Below are 16,074 nucleotides of genomic sequence, written 5' to 3'. Positions count from 1 at the left end.
CTAGAGCGCCTTTTCCATGATCACCCCCGGGACGGCGACACCTTCGGGCACAAGCCGGTCGACGCGCTCCACCACCCGGTATCCGCAAGCGGCATAGAGCGGCTCGCCCGCAAGGGTCGCCATCATCCGCGCGCGCACGAAACCCTCGGCGCGCGCCGCGTCCTCGCACAGCGTAATGATCAACCTGCCGATCCCGCGCCGGGCATGGACCGGATGGGTGTACATCGCCCGGATCCGCGCCGGCTCGCGCGCGGGATCGAGCAGGCGATCGTCGCGCAACGCGGACGCCCTGTCGCCACCGTAGAGCGTGGCGCGGCGGCTCCATCCGCCGCAACCCACGAGCATGCGATCCTCCTCGACGGCGAAATAGGTCCCGTCCCGGATCAGCGTGGTGTCGAGGCCCATCCCCGCATGGCTCGCGGCGATCTGCGCCGGATCGAGGAACGGGCGCTGTAGGTGTTCGATCGCCAGCTCCATCAGCGCGCCGATCGCAGGCAGATCGGCCTCGCGCGCCAAACGGGTAGCGAAGCCTGCCGCCATGCCTCAGCCGTGCTGCGCGATGGAGAGGTTGTTGCCTTCCGGATCGTTGAACCAGGCGATGCGGGTATCGCCGTTTTGCCACACGCCGTGCTCGTCCTGGCCGAAGCCCTCGTAGATCTGGAATGTCACGCCGCGCGCGGCGAGATCGGCCATTGCCGCCGTTATGTCGTCCACTTCCCAGCCGAGCACCGTGTGCGGGCCGGGCTCGTGCCCGGCGAGGTCGGTCAGCCGCAGCGTCGCGCCTCCGCCCAGGTCGAACACCACGCCGAACTGCTCCTCCGCCAGCATCGGCAGGCCGAGCGTATCGCGATAGAACGGTACGGCCTTTGCGCGGTCGGCGGTGAGGATGAATGCGACGGGGCGAGCGGCTGCGGGTAAGGTCATGGCGAAACTCCCTGGATGGCGCCCGGCGCGATGAAACTCCCGCGTGCGGCGCGAGTCAACGCCGTCAGGAAATCCTCACTGCCATGTCAGCGAGGTTTCATCGACAGGCCGCTTTCCCCGGTGTAAGCCGTATCGCATGAAATCAGGTCCCGAAACGCCGTTGCTCGATACGGTCGACAGTCCCGCTGATCTCCGCAAGCTCGACAAGAGCCAGCTCCGCCAGCTTTCCGACGAATTGCGCACCGAGATGATCGACACCGTCGGCAGCACCGGCGGGCATCTCGGCTCGGGCCTCGGGGTGGTCGAGCTCACCGTCGCGATCCACTACGTGTTCGACACGCCGGCCGACCGGCTGGTGTGGGACGTGGGCCACCAGGCCTATCCGCACAAGATCGTCACCGGGCGGCGGAATCGCATCCGCACGCTGCGCCAGGGCGGGGGCCTGTCCGGGTTCACTAAGCGCAGCGAGAGCGAATACGATCCGTTCGGCGCGGCCCATTCGAGCACCTCGATCAGCGCGGCGCTTGGGTTCGCGGTGGCCAACAAGCTGTCGGGCAAGCCGGGCAAGGGTATCGCCGTGATCGGCGACGGCGCGATGAGCGCGGGCATGGCCTACGAGGCGATGAACAACGCGGAACAGGCGGGCAACCGGCTGGTCGTGATCCTCAACGACAACGACATGTCGATCGCCCCGCCGGTCGGCGGGTTGTCCGCCTACCTCGCGCGCATGGTCTCGAGCAGCGAGTACCTCGGCCTGCGCAGCCTGGCCTCCAAGATCGCCCGCAAGTTCAGCCGCCGCGTCCATCACGGGCTGGAAAAGGCCGAGGAATACGCCCGCGGCATGGCGACGGGCGGGACGCTGTTCGAGGAGCTGGGCTTCTACTACGTCGGCCCGATCGACGGGCACAATCTCGACCACCTGATCCCGGTGCTGGAGAACGTGCGCGACAGCGAGCAGGGGCCGATCCTGGTCCACGTCGTCACCAAGAAGGGCAAGGGCTACGCCCCGGCCGAGAACAGCGCCGACAAGTATCACGGCGTGGTCAAGTTCGACGTCATCACCGGCGAACAGAAGAAGTCGAGCGGCGGCCCGCCGGCCTACCAGAACGTGTTCGGCGAAACGCTCGCCACGCTGGCCGAGACCGACGAGCGCATCTGCGCCATCACCGCGGCTATGCCGAGCGGCACGGGGGTCGACAAGTTTGCCCAGGCGCATCCTGCCCGCGCGTTCGACGTCGGCATCGCCGAACAGCATGCGGTGACCTTCGCCGCGGGCCTCGCAGCGCAGGGCATGCGGCCGTTCTGCGCAATCTACTCCACGTTCCTGCAGCGCGCCTTCGACCAGGTGGTGCACGACGTGGCGATCCAGAACCTGCCGGTCCGCTTCGCCATCGACCGCGCGGGCCTGGTGGGAGCGGACGGGGCGACCCACGCCGGCTCGTTCGACGTGACCTATCTCGCCACCCTGCCCAACTTCGTCGTCATGGCCGCGGCCGACGAGGCCGAACTGGCGCACATGACCTACACCGCCGCCGAGTACGACGCCGGCCCGATCGCCTTCCGCTATCCGCGCGGCAGCGGCACCGGAGTCGCGATGCCGGCCACGCTCGAGAAGCTGGAGATCGGCAAGGGCCGGGTGGTGCGCGAAGGCAACAAGGTGGCCATCCTCTCGCTCGGCACGCGCCTGGCCGAAGCGCTCAAGGCGGCCGACCAGCTCGAGGCGAAGGGCCTTTCGACCACCGTCGCCGACCTGCGCTTCGCCAAGCCGCTCGACAGCGCGCTGATTCGCCGCCTGATGACGACGCACGAAGTCGTGGTGACGGTGGAGGAAGCGGCGATCGGCGGCCTCGGCGCCCACGTGCTGACGCTCGCCAGCGACGAAGGCCTGCTCGATGCGGGCCTCAAGATCCGCACCATGCGCCTGCCCGACACGTTCCAGGACCACGACGACCCCACCAAGCAATACGACGAGGCCGGGCTGAACGCGCCGCACATCGTCGAAACGGTGCTGAGCGCGCTGCGGCATAACAGCGCAGGGATCGAGGAAGCGCGGGCGTAGAAGAAACGCCGCCCGGAATCAGTCGCGCTTCGGCTTGCCCTTCGGCTTGAACTTGGGCTTGAACGGCTTGCCGCCGCCACCGTCGCGCGGGGCCGGGCCTTCGTTCGACTGGCCCTTGCGGTGCACGCGCGGGCTCGGTTTGGCGTAATTGCGCCCGGGCGCGCCGCGCCCGGTGGCCTCGCGCTTGGGGCCGTCGCGGCGATTGTCGCGCGCCTGCTCGCGCGGGCCGCCCTCGGACTTCTCGATCCGGATCGTGTCCTCGGGATCCTCCGAGGTGGCCGTCCGCGCGATCGCGGCATCGAACTTGCCCGCCAGCGTGCGGGGAATCTCGACGAATGTCTCGTTCGGGCCGATGCGGATCGCGCCGATCTCGTTGCGGGTGATGTGCCCGCGGCGGCACAGCAGCGGCAGGATCCAGCGCGGATCGGCGTTCTGCCGGCGGCCGACCTCGAGCCGGTACCATACGCAGTCCTCGAAACCGGGGCGGTGGCGTTGCTGCTTGTCGGCCTGCCGCGCCTCGGGCGTGTTGGCGATCATCTCTTCGGGCTGCGGCATCTTCGCGCGGTGCGCGGCGACGAGCGCAGCGGCGATGTCCTGCGGCTCGCGCTCGGCCATCAGCCGCTCGGCCAGCGCGCGGTCCTCGTCGTCGAACTCGACCGGAGCCAGGAGATCGGCGAGCAGGCGCTCGCGGTCGTTGGCCCGGATCATCTCGGGCGTGGGCGCTTCGAGCCATTCGGCTTCGATCCGCGCGCCGCGCAGCATCGATTCCACCCGGCGGCGACGCGGATAGGGCACGACGAGGACCGCGGTCCCCTTCTTGCCTGCGCGCCCGGTGCGGCCCGACCTGTGCTGCAGGACCTCGGCGTCGCGCGGCACCTCGACATGGACCACCAGCGTCACGCTGGGCAGGTCGATGCCGCGCGCGGCCACGTCGGTCGCCACGCAGACCCGCGCCCGGCGGTCGCGCAATGCCTGCAGCGCGTGATTGCGTTCCGACTGGGAGTGCTCGCCCGACAGGGCCACCGCGGCAAAGCCGCGCTCGACCAGCGTGGCGTGCAGATGCCGGACGTTGTCGCGCGTGGCGCAGAACAGGATTGCCGTCTCCGCCTCGTGGAAGCGCAGCAGGTTGACCACCGCGTTCTCGATTTCGGACGGCGAGACGGTCACCGCCTGATAGGCGATGTCGCCGTGCCCGCGGTCGGCGCCCAGCGTCTCGATGCGCAGCGCGTTGCGCTGGTAGCGGGTCGCCAGCGCCACGATCGGGCGCGGCATGGTGGCCGAGAACAGCAGCGTCCGGCGCCCATCGGGGGTCGCGTCGAGAATTTCCTCGAGATCTTCCCGAAAGCCCATGTCGAGCATCTCGTCCGCTTCGTCGAGCACCGCCACGCGCAGGTCCGACAAGACGAGCGCGCCGCGCTCCAGGTGGTCGCGCAGGCGGCCGGGCGTGCCGACCACGATATGCGCCCCGTGGGCCAGGTTGCGCCGCTCCTTCGACGGATCCATCCCGCCGACGCACCCGGCGATGCGAATGCCGGCCTTGCCGTAAAGCCAGGCGAGTTCGCGGCCGACCTGCATGGCCAGTTCGCGGGTGGGGGCGATGACCAGCGCGAGCGGATTTTGCGCCGGCGGTAGAATGCCCCCTTCGCCGAGCAGTTCCGCCTCCATCGCCAGGCCGAAGGCGACGGTCTTGCCCGAACCCGTCTGGGCGGAGACGATCAGGTCGCGGCCGGCGGCCTCGGGCTCGAGGACGGCGGCCTGGACCGGGGTCGGGGCTTCGTAGCCGCGCTCGGCAAGGGCGGCGGACAGGATATCGGGAATAGAGGAGGCAAAGGGCATGTCGTTCAATCGCGATGGGGCCGCGAAGCCGCGGCCTGGAGGATATGGGTTCCGCTGTAGAAACGCGTGGAAGCCGCCGCATGCGACCGTGACGTGCACGGTCGCGACAGCGAAACGAGGAGCCCCCTAGCCGATTTTTGCGCGCTTGGCTCTAGCGCAATTGCATGACGCCCCTCAGCGCCCCTCGATGCCCAGCAGTTCGATGTCGAACAGCAGCGTCGCGCCGCCCGGGATCGGGCCCCGCCCGACGGGGCCGTAGGCCATCGCGGCCGGGATCGCGAGCTGGATCGTGTCGCCTACGCCCGCCATCGGGATCGCCAGTTGCCATGCCTTGATCAGGCCGCCGAGCGGGAAGGTCGCCGGCTGGCCGCGGGCGCGCGAGCTGTCGAACGTCTCGCCGTCGATGAAGGTGCCGACGTAGTGGACGCTCACCGTGTCGCTGACCGCGGGATGCGCGCCGGAGCCGTCACCCTTGACCCGCTTCCACAGCACGCCGCCCGGCAGCCACGACCACCCGTCGGACAGCTGCCGCGAGGCGAGCGCCTGTTGCTGCGCCATGTGCCAGGCCATGTCCTGGCTGCGATCGACCGCCGGCGCGTCCTGCGCCGCGGCGAGCGAGGGAAGCGCGGCGAGCGCGCAGGCGGCCATCAGCTTGCGCATCGTCAGACCTTGCCCGGGTGGACGCCGGCGGCCTGCGGTTCGGCCAGCTCGTCGGTGCCGGCGAGGCCGCGGTCCTCCAGCGTGTCGACGTGCATCCAGCGCTTCACCAGCGGGCTGACCGCCAGCACCGCCACCGATATCCCGATCGTGATCCAGCCGATCTGCGAATAGATGTCGAGCGTGAGGGACTTGGACATCTCGCCCCCTTCCCCGCCGGTCGCCTCGCCGATCTTGCCGGCCACGAAGTTGCCGACCGCGGTCATGTAGAACCACGCGCCCATGATGAAGCTGCCGAGGTGCAGCGGGGCGAGGCGGGTCATGGCCGACAGACCCACGGGGCTGAGGCACAGTTCGCCGGTGGTGTGCAGCAGGTAGATCAGGAACACGAAGACGACGCCGGTCATCACCGCCGGGTCGCCAGTGCCGGCACCCCAAACGAAGACGAGGAAGCCGAGGCCGACCTGGAACAACGCCAGCGCGAACTTGGCAGGTGCGCTCGGCTCCAACCCTCGCTTGCCAAGCCATTGCCACAGCCCGGCGAAGAACGGCGCGAAGATGACGATGTAGATCGGGTTGATCGACTGGAACAGGCTGGTCGGCACCCCGCCGCGATCGACGAACTTCTCGGTGTAGAGCGACAGCGAGCCCCCAGCCTGCTCGAACAGTCCCCAGAAGAGAGGATTGAGCGCAATAAGGAAGAGGATCGCGAACATCCTCTCGCGCGGTTCCTTGGGCAGCTTGAACGCCTCGTAGAGAGTGTACGCCAGCATCGCGAAGCCGAAGAAGGCGAGGATGCCGCCGATCACGTTCTGGTACTGGATCAGGAACCAGATCACCGCGACCGCGGCCAGGCCAGTGGCATAAAGCTTCATCTCGGTCGGGCTCGACAGCGGCACCGGCGGTTCGCCGCGGCCGCGCAGCGCGGGCTTGCCGATCACGAAGATGATCAGGCCGAGGATCATGCCGATACCGGCGAGGCCGAAGCCATAGGACCAGCCGATCGTCTCGCCGAGGTATCCGACCAGGATCGTGCCGAGCGCGGCGCCGACGTTCACGCCCATGTAGAAGATCGTATAGGCCGCGTCGCGCCGGGTGTCGGTCATGCGGTAGAGCTGGCCGACGATGACGGAGATGTTGGCCTTGAGGAATCCCGAGCCGACGATGATGAGAGCCAGCGCCAGCCAGAAGACGTTGATCGCGAAGTCGGATTGCTTGACGAGCGGATCGGCCACGCCCTGCATGCCCTCGTAGGCCATGAACAGGTGGCCGAAGGCGAGCACGATGCCGCCGAACAGCACCGCCTTGCGCTGGCCCAGCCAGCGGTCGGCGAGGTAGCCGCCGAGGACGGGGGTGATGTAGACGAGGCTGGTGTAGGCGCCGTAGATCAGGTTCGCCTTGCCGTCGTTGAAGAGCCAGAACTTGGTCAGGTAGAGGATCAGCAGCGCGCGCATCCCGTAGTACGAGAAACGCTCCCACATCTCGGCGTAGAACAGCACGAACAGGCCGCGCGGATGGCCGACGAATTCCTCGCTCTTGCGCGTGGCGATGAGGCCGCCGACCGCCAGGATCGCGAACAGCGAAACCGCCGCGATCGCGGCGATCCAATCGCCTTCATTCCACAGTGCCATGTCCTTCATTGCGACCGGTCCCCTTGACTTCGTTTCGTTGCCCGCCCCGCCGGGCCGGAAAGCGCGCACCCTAGACGAAGCGAAAGCGATGTGAAGCCGTTTCGTTGCAGGCGAAACCGGACCCTCGAGGGCGCTCGGGGGTTGACCCGCTCCGCTGTATTATGGCACTGAGGCACCGATGAGCGACGATGCCCGCCCGGTCTATCTCAAGCTGCGCGACTTGATCGCGGCGGCGATCATCGAAGGGCGGTACGGCGAGGGGGACATGCTCCCCTCGGTCCGCGTATTCGCGGCCGAACAGGGCGCCAACCCGCTGACCGTGGCCAAGGCCTACCAGCAGTTCCAGACCGACGGCCTCGTTCGGGTACAGCGCGGCGTGGGCATGTTCGTGGCCGAAGGTGCCGCCGCGCGGCTGCTGGAGACGGAAAGGCGGCGCTTCCTGGATGAGGAATGGCCAACTGTAAGGCGCCGGATGGAGCGCCTGGGGATCGCGGCCCGCGATCTGCTGGAACGGGCCTGACCGCGATCCGATAAACATATGTTGTACAGGCGTTGCGCTCCGCGCTGTAGTCTGGCAAGCTTGCGAAAATGGGTCGTGCGGAACCGCACAGGGACACAGCTTACGATGATCAGATCGGAACTCCTGCAGGCTCTGGCCGCCGAGAACCCGGATTTACGGCCAGAAGAGGTCGAGCAGGTCGTGACGATCTTCTTCGACGAGATCGGCAAGCGGCTGGCCGAAGGCGGCCGGGTCGAACTGCGCGGCTTCGGCGCCTTTTCCACCCGCGGCCGCGAGGCGCGCGCCGGGCGCAATCCCCGCACCGGTGAATCGGTCGACGTTCCGGCCAAGCGCGTGCCCTATTTCAAGCCGGGCAAGGAAATGCGCGAGCGCCTCAACACCGACTAGCGCCAGGCGCAGCCACGACGTTCGGGCCCGCTTCGGCGGGCCTTTTCGTGCCCGCTGCCCGAACCCAAAAAAAAAGGGGCGCGGACCCCGGGGGATCCGCGCCCTAATTGAGCAAGCCCCGACTGACGTCAGAACTTGCGCTTCAGGCCTACCGTCCACGTGCGCGGCAGGCCGGGCTGGCCGACCACCGTACCGGCCGAGGTCGCTTCGCCCTTGGTCAGGAAGTAGTACTTGTCGGTAATGTTCTTCACTTCGCCGTAGAGCTGCCACTTGTCGTCTGACGACGTGTAGGAGACGCGCCCGTTGAGCAGGAAATAGCTGTCGATCCGCGAGAAGGGCGTGTTCTCCGAGTTGGAGAAGACGTCCGACTGGTAGCTGCCGTCGGCCCGGACGCTGAGAACCGAGCCGGAGCCCATCTCGTAATCGTACTGTACGCCCGTCGACCAGGTCCATTCGGGCGTGAACGGCGTGACCGCGGTCCCGGGGATGCTGGTGTTGATCAGGTTCCCGTTCGGCTGGAGCGCGCTGGTATACTTGAAGTCGAGATAGGCCAGCGAGGCATCGATCGACAGGCCTTCGACCGGGACGGCCGAGGCCTCCAGTTCGAAGCCCTTCATCTCGGCGCTGCCGATGTTGTCCGGCCGGGCGCAGGGCTGCGGCAGGGCGGATTCGGGACAGGCCAGCTTGGTGCCCTGCACGTCCTGGTACTTGTTGAAGAAAACGGCGCCGTTCAGCCGCAGCCGGCGATCGAGGAGGTCGGCCTTGAAGCCGCCTTCGTAGGTCGTCAGCGTCTCGGGATTGAACGGCAGGGCCTGGTCGGGGATGAAGGGCCGTGGGTTCACGCCGCCGCCCTTGAAGCCGGTGGCGACCGAGACATAGACCATCAGCGCCTCGCTGAGGCGGTAGTTGGCCACCCCGCGCCAGTCGATGCGCGTGTCGGCAAAGGCCCCAAGCGTGCCGAAGAAGCCCGCCACCAGGCAGTTGGGCACCGCGAAGCTCGGCGGCCCCGGCGGACATACCGGAACGGTGTAGTCGGGATTGCGCCGGTAATAGACGTAGTCCTTCGATTCATCCGAATAGCGGATGCCGCCGGTCAGCGTCAGGGCGTCGGTAGGATGCAGGTTTAGGTTGAGGAATACCGCCTTGGATTTCGACGGGGTTTCGTCGGGGCCGTGGATGAAGTCGATCGTCGGGTTCACGTAGTTGAGATCGACGCGCGCTTCGTACTCGCCGTACTGGTCGAAGTAGAACCCGCCGACCGTGCCGTCGAGCAGGCCGTTCGCCACCTCGAAGTTCAGGCGCAGCTCCTGGCTCCAGGCATGGTGACGGTTGATGTTGTAGAGCTGCTGGACCGGCACCGGGGTCAGGTCGTTGTCGTTGCCCCAGGTCGATTCGTACTTGCGATAGCTCGAGATCCACACGACCTGCGCGTTGTCGCTGATGTCGTAGGTCAGCGTGCCGTGCACCCCCCAGCCTTCGAACGTCTGGCGCGGGATGGCGAAGAAGGGCTTGAACGGGGCCTGCGACGAGACCGGCGAGGCGTCGAGGAAGTTGGCATAGCTGATGTAGCGCGGATCGTATCCCGCCGGCGGCGTGTCGCAGCTATAGGCGCCATAAGGCACGAACTGGCAGCCCACGGTCACCGCCTGGCCGTTCTTGCCGACCAGCCAGGGCACCTGCGTGGTCGAATTGGGCGAGAAGCTCACCGCCGGGTTCTGCCCGGTCCCGTTGAAGCTGAATCCGCCGCCGGTCGGCCGGCCGGCCGCGATCAGGACTTCCGCGCCCGCATCGCCCCGCTGGCTGGTATAGTCGGCGGTGACGTAGATGTTGAGGTTGTCGACCGGATCGTAGTTCAGCGCGATGCGCCCGGCGGTCAGGTTGCGCCCGCCGACCTTGCCCATCGTGGGGAACTGGCCGATCGACTGGTTCGCCTTCACGTTGGAATTGGGGTGCGTGAGGCCATAGTCGATGAGATCGACATAGCCCTGGGTGCTGCGCGACATGCCGGAGATGCGCACCGCCAGCGTGTCGGACACTCCGAAGTCGGCAAAGCCGCGCACGCGGATATCGTTGAACGATCCGTACGACACTTCGAGCGAGCCGCTGTCGTTGCCGGTCGGCTTTTTGCCGAACAGCTTGATCGAGCCGCCGATCGAGTTCTTGCCCGCCAGCGTGCCCTGCGGGCCGCGCAGCACTTCGACCCGTTCGAGGTCCATCAGCTCGATCAGCGAGCTTTGCAGCGTCGGGATGTAGACGTCGTCGATGTACACGCCGACGCCGGGATCGCGGGCGTAGATGAAGTCGGTCTGGCCGACGCCGCGGATGTAGGCGATGAGGCCGGTGCCGCTCGCCTGTCCTTGCGGCTTAAGCACTACGTTCGGCGCCTGGGCCGCGATGGCGGCAACATCGGTCGCGCCGCGCGCCTCGAGCATTTCGGCGTTCACGGCGGTGATGGCGATTGGCGTGTCCTGCAGCCGCGCTTCGCGGAATTCGGCCGTGACGATGATTTCGTTGGTCCGGCCGGTGTCGGCCTGCTGGCCTTCGGCAGCATCCTGCGCGCTGGCCGGGCTCGCCATCGATGCGGCGAGCGCGATCGACGACACCAGAGCAAAGCTCTTGTATTTCATCAGTAATCTCCCTCCCGTGGACTCGTGGTCCGTTACATCTACTCAGGTACTAAGCGACCCTGCCCGGCAAGCCGGGCCTTCGAGCATGCATTTTTATCGGGGGTGCGACGGTATTGCGTCCGCCGCTACACACCTCTCCCACTGCCATTCATAAACGTATCCAAATGTAACGCAAGTGTATCGCGCACGATTCGAACAACGGGCTCGCTGCTGTCGTTTTGATGCAACAATGCCGCTGCGAAACCTTTTCGAAGATTCCCCGGTGGCGGACCGGCGGCTCGCCTGCCATGCGCCGACAGCGACGAAAAAAAGGGGCGCGGACCGGCAGGTCCACGCCCCTTCTATGGCAGGCCGGAGCGATCCGGCGCGGGTTGGCGCGGCTTAGAAGTCGCGCTTCACCGACAGCGACCAGGTCCTGGGCAGGCCGGGGACAGCGGTCACCGCGCCCAGCGACTTGGTGATGTCGCTGACGCTGAGGAAGTAGTACTTATCGAAGATGTTCTGCACTTCCAGCGCGAACCGCCAGTCACCGTCTTCCGTGGTGTACTGCAGGCGGCCGTTGCCGAGGAAGCGGCCGTCGATCCGGCTCCACGGCGAGTTCGCCGTCTCGGTGAAGATCTCCGAGCGATAGGTGCCGTCGAACCGGGCGCCCAGGGTGCCGGGCCCGATGTCGTAATCGTACTGGATGCCGAAGCTGTAATTCCACTTCGGAGTGTAGGGGAACGTCTCGTTGCCGGTGAGGCCGGCAGGCGCCACCGAGGCCTTGTCGTACTTGATGTCGATGTAGCTCGCCGAGCCGTCGATCATCAGGCCGTCGACCGGGTAGGCCGAGATTTCCAGCTCCGCACCCTTCACCTTGGCCTTGCCGACGTTGGTCGGCCGCAGACACGGCGACGACGGACAGGCCGAGAGGGTGAAGGTGATGTCGTTGTAGTCGTTGTAGAACACGGCGCCGTTCACCCGCACGCGGCGGTCGAGGAAGTCGCTCTTGAAGCCGACTTCGTAGGTCGTGAGCGTTTCCGGGTTGAACGGCTTGACTTGGTTGCACGGCGGCGACGGGATGACCGTGCCGTCGGGGTTGTAGTTGAACGGTCCGCACTCGCCGGTCGAAGGACCGAAGAACGGACGCGGGTTAACGCCGCCGCCCTTGAAGCCCGTGGCCACCGAGGCATAGGCGAGCAGCGAGTCGGAGAAGCGGTAGTCGGTGACGACGCGCCAGTCCCACCGCGAGCCCTTGAACTCGCCGTCGAGGTTGAAGATGCCGACCAGCAGGCAGTTCGGCTGGTTGCCGATGCCCGTGGGGCCGGCAACGGGCGCGCCGAGGAAGAACTCGCACGTGCCCGGGATCGTCCCGTCGGGATTGCGCCGGAAGTAGGTGTAGGTCTTCTCGTCCCACGAACGGCGCAGGCCGCCGGTGATGCTCCACGCCTCGGTCGGGTGCAGCGTCACGTTGGCGAACAATGCCTTCGAGGTCGACGGCGTCTGGTCCGGCCCGTGGATGAAGTCGATGCCGGCATAGTTCAGGTCGACGCGCGCGGTGTAGCTGCCTTCCTGGTCCATGTAGAAACCGCCGAGCGTGTAGTCGACGAAGCCGCCGCCAAGCTCGCCGTTGAGGCGCACTTCGGCGCTCCACGCCCGGTGATCGAGCCGGTTGTCGAGCTGGGCGATCGCCACCGGCGATGCGTCCTGATCCTGGCCGAACCAGCTGGTGTATTCGCGCCACGAACCGATGCCGACGAGCTGCATCGTGTCGCTGAGGTCATAGGTCGCGTTGCCCATGATGCCCCAACCGTTGAAGTCCTGGTTCTGCAGCGCGGAATAGGGCTTGAAGGGCGACTGCGTGGTCGGCTGCGTCGCGTCGAGGAAGTTGGCGTACGATACGAACCGCGGATCCCCGTCGTAGATCGCCGTGCTCAGGTTGTCGCAGCTGTACTGGCCCGCCGGCACGAAGCGGCAGTCGAAGGGAATCGGCTGGCCGTTCTTGCCGCGCAGCCAGGCGGGCTGGCCGGGGCCGGCGCCGGTCGCCGGATAGGGCTTGGTCGGATCGAACACCGGGTTGGTGGCGCTCTGCGGCTGGCCGGCGGCGATCAGCACCGTCGGCTGCGGCTCTGACCGTTCGCGGGTGTAGTCGCCGGAGATGTTGAATTCGAACCGGTCGCTCGGCTGCCACTTGAAGGCGATGCGCCCGGCACCGATCGACTGGCCGCCCTGCGTGCCGACCTTGGGATAGGCGCCGCGGGCGTTGTTCGCCGGAACGTTGCTGGTGGGGTGCGCGACGCCGTAGTCCAGAAGATCAACGTATCCGTCGCGGCCCTTGAACACGCCCGAGATGCGGGTCGCGAGCGTGTCGTTGATGCGGAAGTCGGCCATGCCGCGCACTTCGACCCGGTTGTACGAGCCATAGGTCAGCTGCAGCGAGCCCGAACCGTCGCCGCGCGGCTTGGCGCTGAACAGCTTGATCGCGCCGCCGATCGAGTTCTTGCCCGCCAGCGTGCCCTGCGGGCCGCGCAGGATTTCGATCCGGTCGAGATCCATCAGGTCGAGCAGCGAGCTCGACAGCGTGGGGATGAACACGTCGTCGACGTAGATGCCGACGCCGGGATCGAGCGCGTAGTTGAAGTCGGTCTGGCCGACGCCGCGGATGTAGGCGATGAGGCCCGAGCCGCCGTTCTGCGGCTGCGGGGTCAGCGACACGTTCGGCGCCTGCGCGGCGACCTGGGCGATGTCGGTCTGGCCGCGCGCCTCGAGCATCTCGGAATTGACCGCGGTGATGGCGATCGGCGTATCCTGCAGCCGCGCCTCGCGGAATTCCGCGGTGACGATGATCTCGTTGGGGCGGTCGGACGCCTCTTCCTCGGCCTGGTCCTGCGCGAATACGGGGCTGGTCCAGGCCGCAGCGAGGGCCAGGGTTGAAACGAATCCAAACTTCCTGACAGTCATTTGTGCTTCTCCCATCGGCGGATCGTTATTCGATCCACTCGTTTTTTCTCTCATCGAGTGAGCCCGGCAGCCGGTTGCCCGGCCGGCCGGTTATGTGCGGGGAATGCAGCCGGCGACCTCGGCCGCTCTCTCCTCTCTCTCAAGCACAACCCTAACGCCTGTTAAGAAGGCGACAAGCGGGCGGCACCGCCTGCGAATTTATGCGCTCGATCTGTCGCAAAATGGCAACAGGCTGATTTGTCGAAGAATTGTCGCAGAGTTGTCGCAGAGTTGTCGCAATATGTAATCGTGCTTGCCAACTCCGCGGACAGCCCGCAGCATTGTCGGCTCGGGAGGAGAGCCGAATGGAGACGAATATCCGCGCCGAAGGGCGGGGCTGGGGCGGCTACGAATTGCGGGTGCTGATCCTGCTGGGGCTGGCGTTCGGCTTCGCATATTTCGACCGCATGGCGCTGACCTTCCTCGCGCCGTTCGTGATCGAGGATCTCGACCTCAGCTTCGAGCAGATCAGCTGGGCCAACTCGGGCCTGTCGCTGACCTGGGCGCTCGGTGCCTTCGCCATCGGCCGCTGGTCCGACCTGATCGGCAAGCGCAAGCCGTTCCTGATCGGCGCGCTGCTGCTGTTCTCGGCGTGCTCAATCCTGTCGGGCCTGTCGTGGAGCTTCGAGAGCCTGCTCGCGACCCGGGTGATCATGGGCGCGGCCGAGGGGCCGTTCCTGCCGATCTGTCTTGCCATCATGGCCGCCGCCTCCGGCCCCAGCCGCCAGGCGCTCAACGCCGGCATCGTCCAGAACGTCTTCGGCCCGATCGTCGGCACCGCGCTCGCCTCCTACGCGCTGGTGCGCATCGCCGCGGCCTTCGACTGGCACGCGGCGTTCTTCGTCGCCGGCATCCCGGGGCTGGTCCTGGCCTTCCTGATCTGGCGCTTCGTCGACGAGCCGCCGCACACGCCGATAGCGGCCGACGCCGCTGGGGCGCGCAGCCTGCTGCCGCTCGGCCTGCTGGCCCATCGCAACATCCTCGCCTGCTCGCTGGTCAGCGCCTGCGCCGTCGGCTCGATCGTGGTCGGGTCGATCTTCATGCCGCTCTATCTCGACGGGCCGCGCGGCTACGACGACCTGACCTGGTCGAACGTGATGACGGTGGTCGGCTTCTGTCCCGCGGTCGGCGCCATCGTGGTCGCGCTGCTGTCCGACCGGATCGGCCGCAAGTGGCCGCTGGTCGCCTTCGTCAGCCTGATGACGATCGCGCCGCTCGCCCTGCTGTTCTACACCGGGCCGGTCTTCGTGCTGGCCGCGCTGATGTTCGTCAGCTGGATGGGGCTGGGAACCTTCCCGCTGTTCATGGGCGTGATCCCGACCGAGACCGTCGGCCGCGCCCAGGCGGCCACCGCGATGGGCCTGGTGGTCATGATCGGCGAGCTGTCGGGCGGCGTGTTCGGCCCGCCGATCGCCGGGCGGCTGGCCGACACCTATGGCCTCGACGTTGCGATCTGGATCCAGTTCGGGCTGGCGGCGGGGGCGGCCCTTGCGGCATTGTTCGTGCGCGAGACCAACCCGGTCGTTCTGGCCCGGCGCGGCGAAGGAGTTCCGGCATGAGCGATACTGCTGTCCGCAACGTCGAGACGACGATGAAATACGTCGTGCGCGGCGAGAAGGCGACCTTCCATCCCGGCGAACGGGACAAGTCCTACTGGCCGGTCGACGAGCACCGCGTGACCATCCACGATGTGCGCCCCGAGATCGGCGACCTCGCGCTCGAGCGCAACGGCTTCGTCGTCGCCGACGAGCCGACCGACGTGACGGACTTCACCGATCAGGCCGAACTGGCGCGCTACTGCACGCAGACCGAAGCGCTCGTGCAGCGCCTGACCGGGGCCGACAAGGTCGTCAGCTTCGGCCCGATGATCCGAACCAACAAGGCCGGCGCGCACGGCCACAACCAGCCGGCGCACGGCGCGCATGTCGACTACGGCCTGCGCACGGTGAGCGACTTCACGCGCGACATGCTCCCGCCCGAGGAGGCCGAGCGGCGCCTGCAAGGCCGCTTCATGCTGATCAACGTCTGGCGGCCGATCGTCGCGGTCGAGAGCACGCCGCTCGCCGTGTGCGACGCGCGCACCGTGCGGCGCGAGGACCTGTTCGACAGCGAGGTCGTCGGCGGCCTCGGCAGCTTCGAGCGGCGCTCGCTGTGGGGCTTCAACCTCGCCCACCGACCCGATCACCGCTGGTACTGGGTGCCCCGCATGCAGCCGTGGGAAGCGCTGGTGTTCAAGCTGTTCGACAGTGACGAGAATGCCGTGCAGTTCACCGCCCACTCGGCATTCGAGGACCCCGACACGCCGCCCGACGCCGCGCCGCGGCAAAGCATCGAGCTGCGCACGATCGCTTATATCTGAGCTCAGCATGACCCGCGCGGGGAGGCGATCGAACGGGGCGCCGATCCCCGGCAGGAACGCGGCCTGCGCACCCACGTTTGCCCCTCGTCATCGAA

12 protein-coding genes are annotated in these 16,074 nt (G+C 67.2%); 5 read left to right on the top strand and 7 right to left on the bottom strand.

Translation table 11 applies throughout. The annotated features are described in order from the left end of the window. Positions 1 to 540, bottom strand: a complete 540-nt coding sequence (locus tag ACWPMZ_RS12425; protein ID WP_455704377.1) for a GNAT family N-acetyltransferase — start codon at positions 538 to 540, stop codon at positions 1 to 3. Positions 541 to 543: 3 nt separating this feature from the next. After that, positions 544 to 924, bottom strand: a complete 381-nt coding sequence (locus ACWPMZ_RS12420) for a VOC family protein (protein WP_455704376.1) — start codon at positions 922 to 924, stop codon at positions 544 to 546. A 136-nt stretch (positions 925 to 1,060) separates the two neighbouring features. On the opposite strand from ACWPMZ_RS12420, the gene dxs reads away from it, so the two are divergent. Then, positions 1,061 to 2,983: a 1-deoxy-D-xylulose-5-phosphate synthase gene (dxs, locus tag ACWPMZ_RS12415; RefSeq protein ID WP_455704375.1), complete on the top strand. Its 1,923-nt coding sequence runs from the start codon at positions 1,061 to 1,063 to the stop codon at positions 2,981 to 2,983. Positions 2,984 to 3,001: 18 nt separating this feature from the next. On the opposite strand, the gene ACWPMZ_RS12410 is transcribed toward dxs, so the two are convergent. From ACWPMZ_RS12410 to ACWPMZ_RS12400, 3 genes are all read right to left on the bottom strand, one after another. Then, a complete protein-coding gene (locus tag ACWPMZ_RS12410; protein ID WP_455704374.1) occupies positions 3,002 to 4,819 on the bottom strand; it encodes a DEAD/DEAH box helicase in 1,818 nt (605 codons plus the stop codon). A gap of 174 nt (positions 4,820 to 4,993) precedes the next feature. Next, positions 4,994 to 5,479 carry an FKBP-type peptidyl-prolyl cis-trans isomerase gene (locus ACWPMZ_RS12405; RefSeq protein ID WP_455704373.1) on the bottom strand — a complete coding sequence of 162 codons (486 nt, stop codon included), beginning with the start codon at positions 5,477 to 5,479 and terminating at the stop codon, positions 4,994 to 4,996. A 2-nt stretch (positions 5,480 to 5,481) separates the two neighbouring features. Next, the gene (locus ACWPMZ_RS12400) at positions 5,482 to 7,116 is read right to left on the bottom strand and encodes a peptide MFS transporter (protein WP_455704372.1); all 1,635 of its coding nucleotides are present in this window, start codon (positions 7,114 to 7,116) and stop codon (positions 5,482 to 5,484) included. A gap of 169 nt (positions 7,117 to 7,285) precedes the next feature. On the opposite strand from ACWPMZ_RS12400, the gene ACWPMZ_RS12395 reads away from it, so the two are divergent. Then, the gene (locus ACWPMZ_RS12395; protein WP_455704371.1) at positions 7,286 to 7,627 is read left to right on the top strand and encodes a GntR family transcriptional regulator; all 342 of its coding nucleotides are present in this window, start codon (positions 7,286 to 7,288) and stop codon (positions 7,625 to 7,627) included. A 105-nt stretch (positions 7,628 to 7,732) separates the two neighbouring features. After that, positions 7,733 to 8,014 carry an integration host factor subunit beta gene (locus ACWPMZ_RS12390; RefSeq protein WP_455704370.1) on the top strand — a complete coding sequence of 94 codons (282 nt, stop codon included), beginning with the start codon at positions 7,733 to 7,735 and terminating at the stop codon, positions 8,012 to 8,014. Positions 8,015 to 8,142: 128 nt separating this feature from the next. Here the strand turns inward: ACWPMZ_RS12390 and ACWPMZ_RS12385 are convergent, their stop codons facing one another. Both ACWPMZ_RS12385 and ACWPMZ_RS12380 read right to left on the bottom strand, forming a co-directional pair. Then, complete coding sequence (locus tag ACWPMZ_RS12385; protein WP_455704369.1) at positions 8,143 to 10,641, bottom strand: TonB-dependent receptor; 2,499 nt, start codon at positions 10,639 to 10,641, stop codon at positions 8,143 to 8,145. A gap of 381 nt (positions 10,642 to 11,022) precedes the next feature. Then, entirely contained in the window at positions 11,023 to 13,581 is a 2,559-nt protein-coding gene (locus ACWPMZ_RS12380; RefSeq protein WP_455704368.1) for a TonB-dependent receptor, read from the bottom strand. Between the two features lie 344 nt (positions 13,582 to 13,925). Between ACWPMZ_RS12380 and ACWPMZ_RS12375 the strand changes: the two genes are divergently transcribed. Then, complete coding sequence (locus ACWPMZ_RS12375; protein ID WP_455704367.1) at positions 13,926 to 15,179, top strand: MFS transporter; 1,254 nt, start codon at positions 13,926 to 13,928, stop codon at positions 15,177 to 15,179. Next, the gene (locus ACWPMZ_RS12370) at positions 15,176 to 15,979 is read left to right on the top strand and encodes a CmcJ/NvfI family oxidoreductase (protein ID WP_455704366.1); all 804 of its coding nucleotides are present in this window, start codon (positions 15,176 to 15,178) and stop codon (positions 15,977 to 15,979) included. Before ACWPMZ_RS12375 ends, ACWPMZ_RS12370 begins: the two co-directional genes overlap by 4 nt. Positions 15,980 to 16,074: the final 95 nt, after the last annotated feature.

This window comes from Tsuneonella sp. HG222 (genome assembly GCF_053819185.1).
Note: the sequence above shows the minus strand (reverse complement) of the source record. Positions and strands in the feature narration are given on the sequence as shown.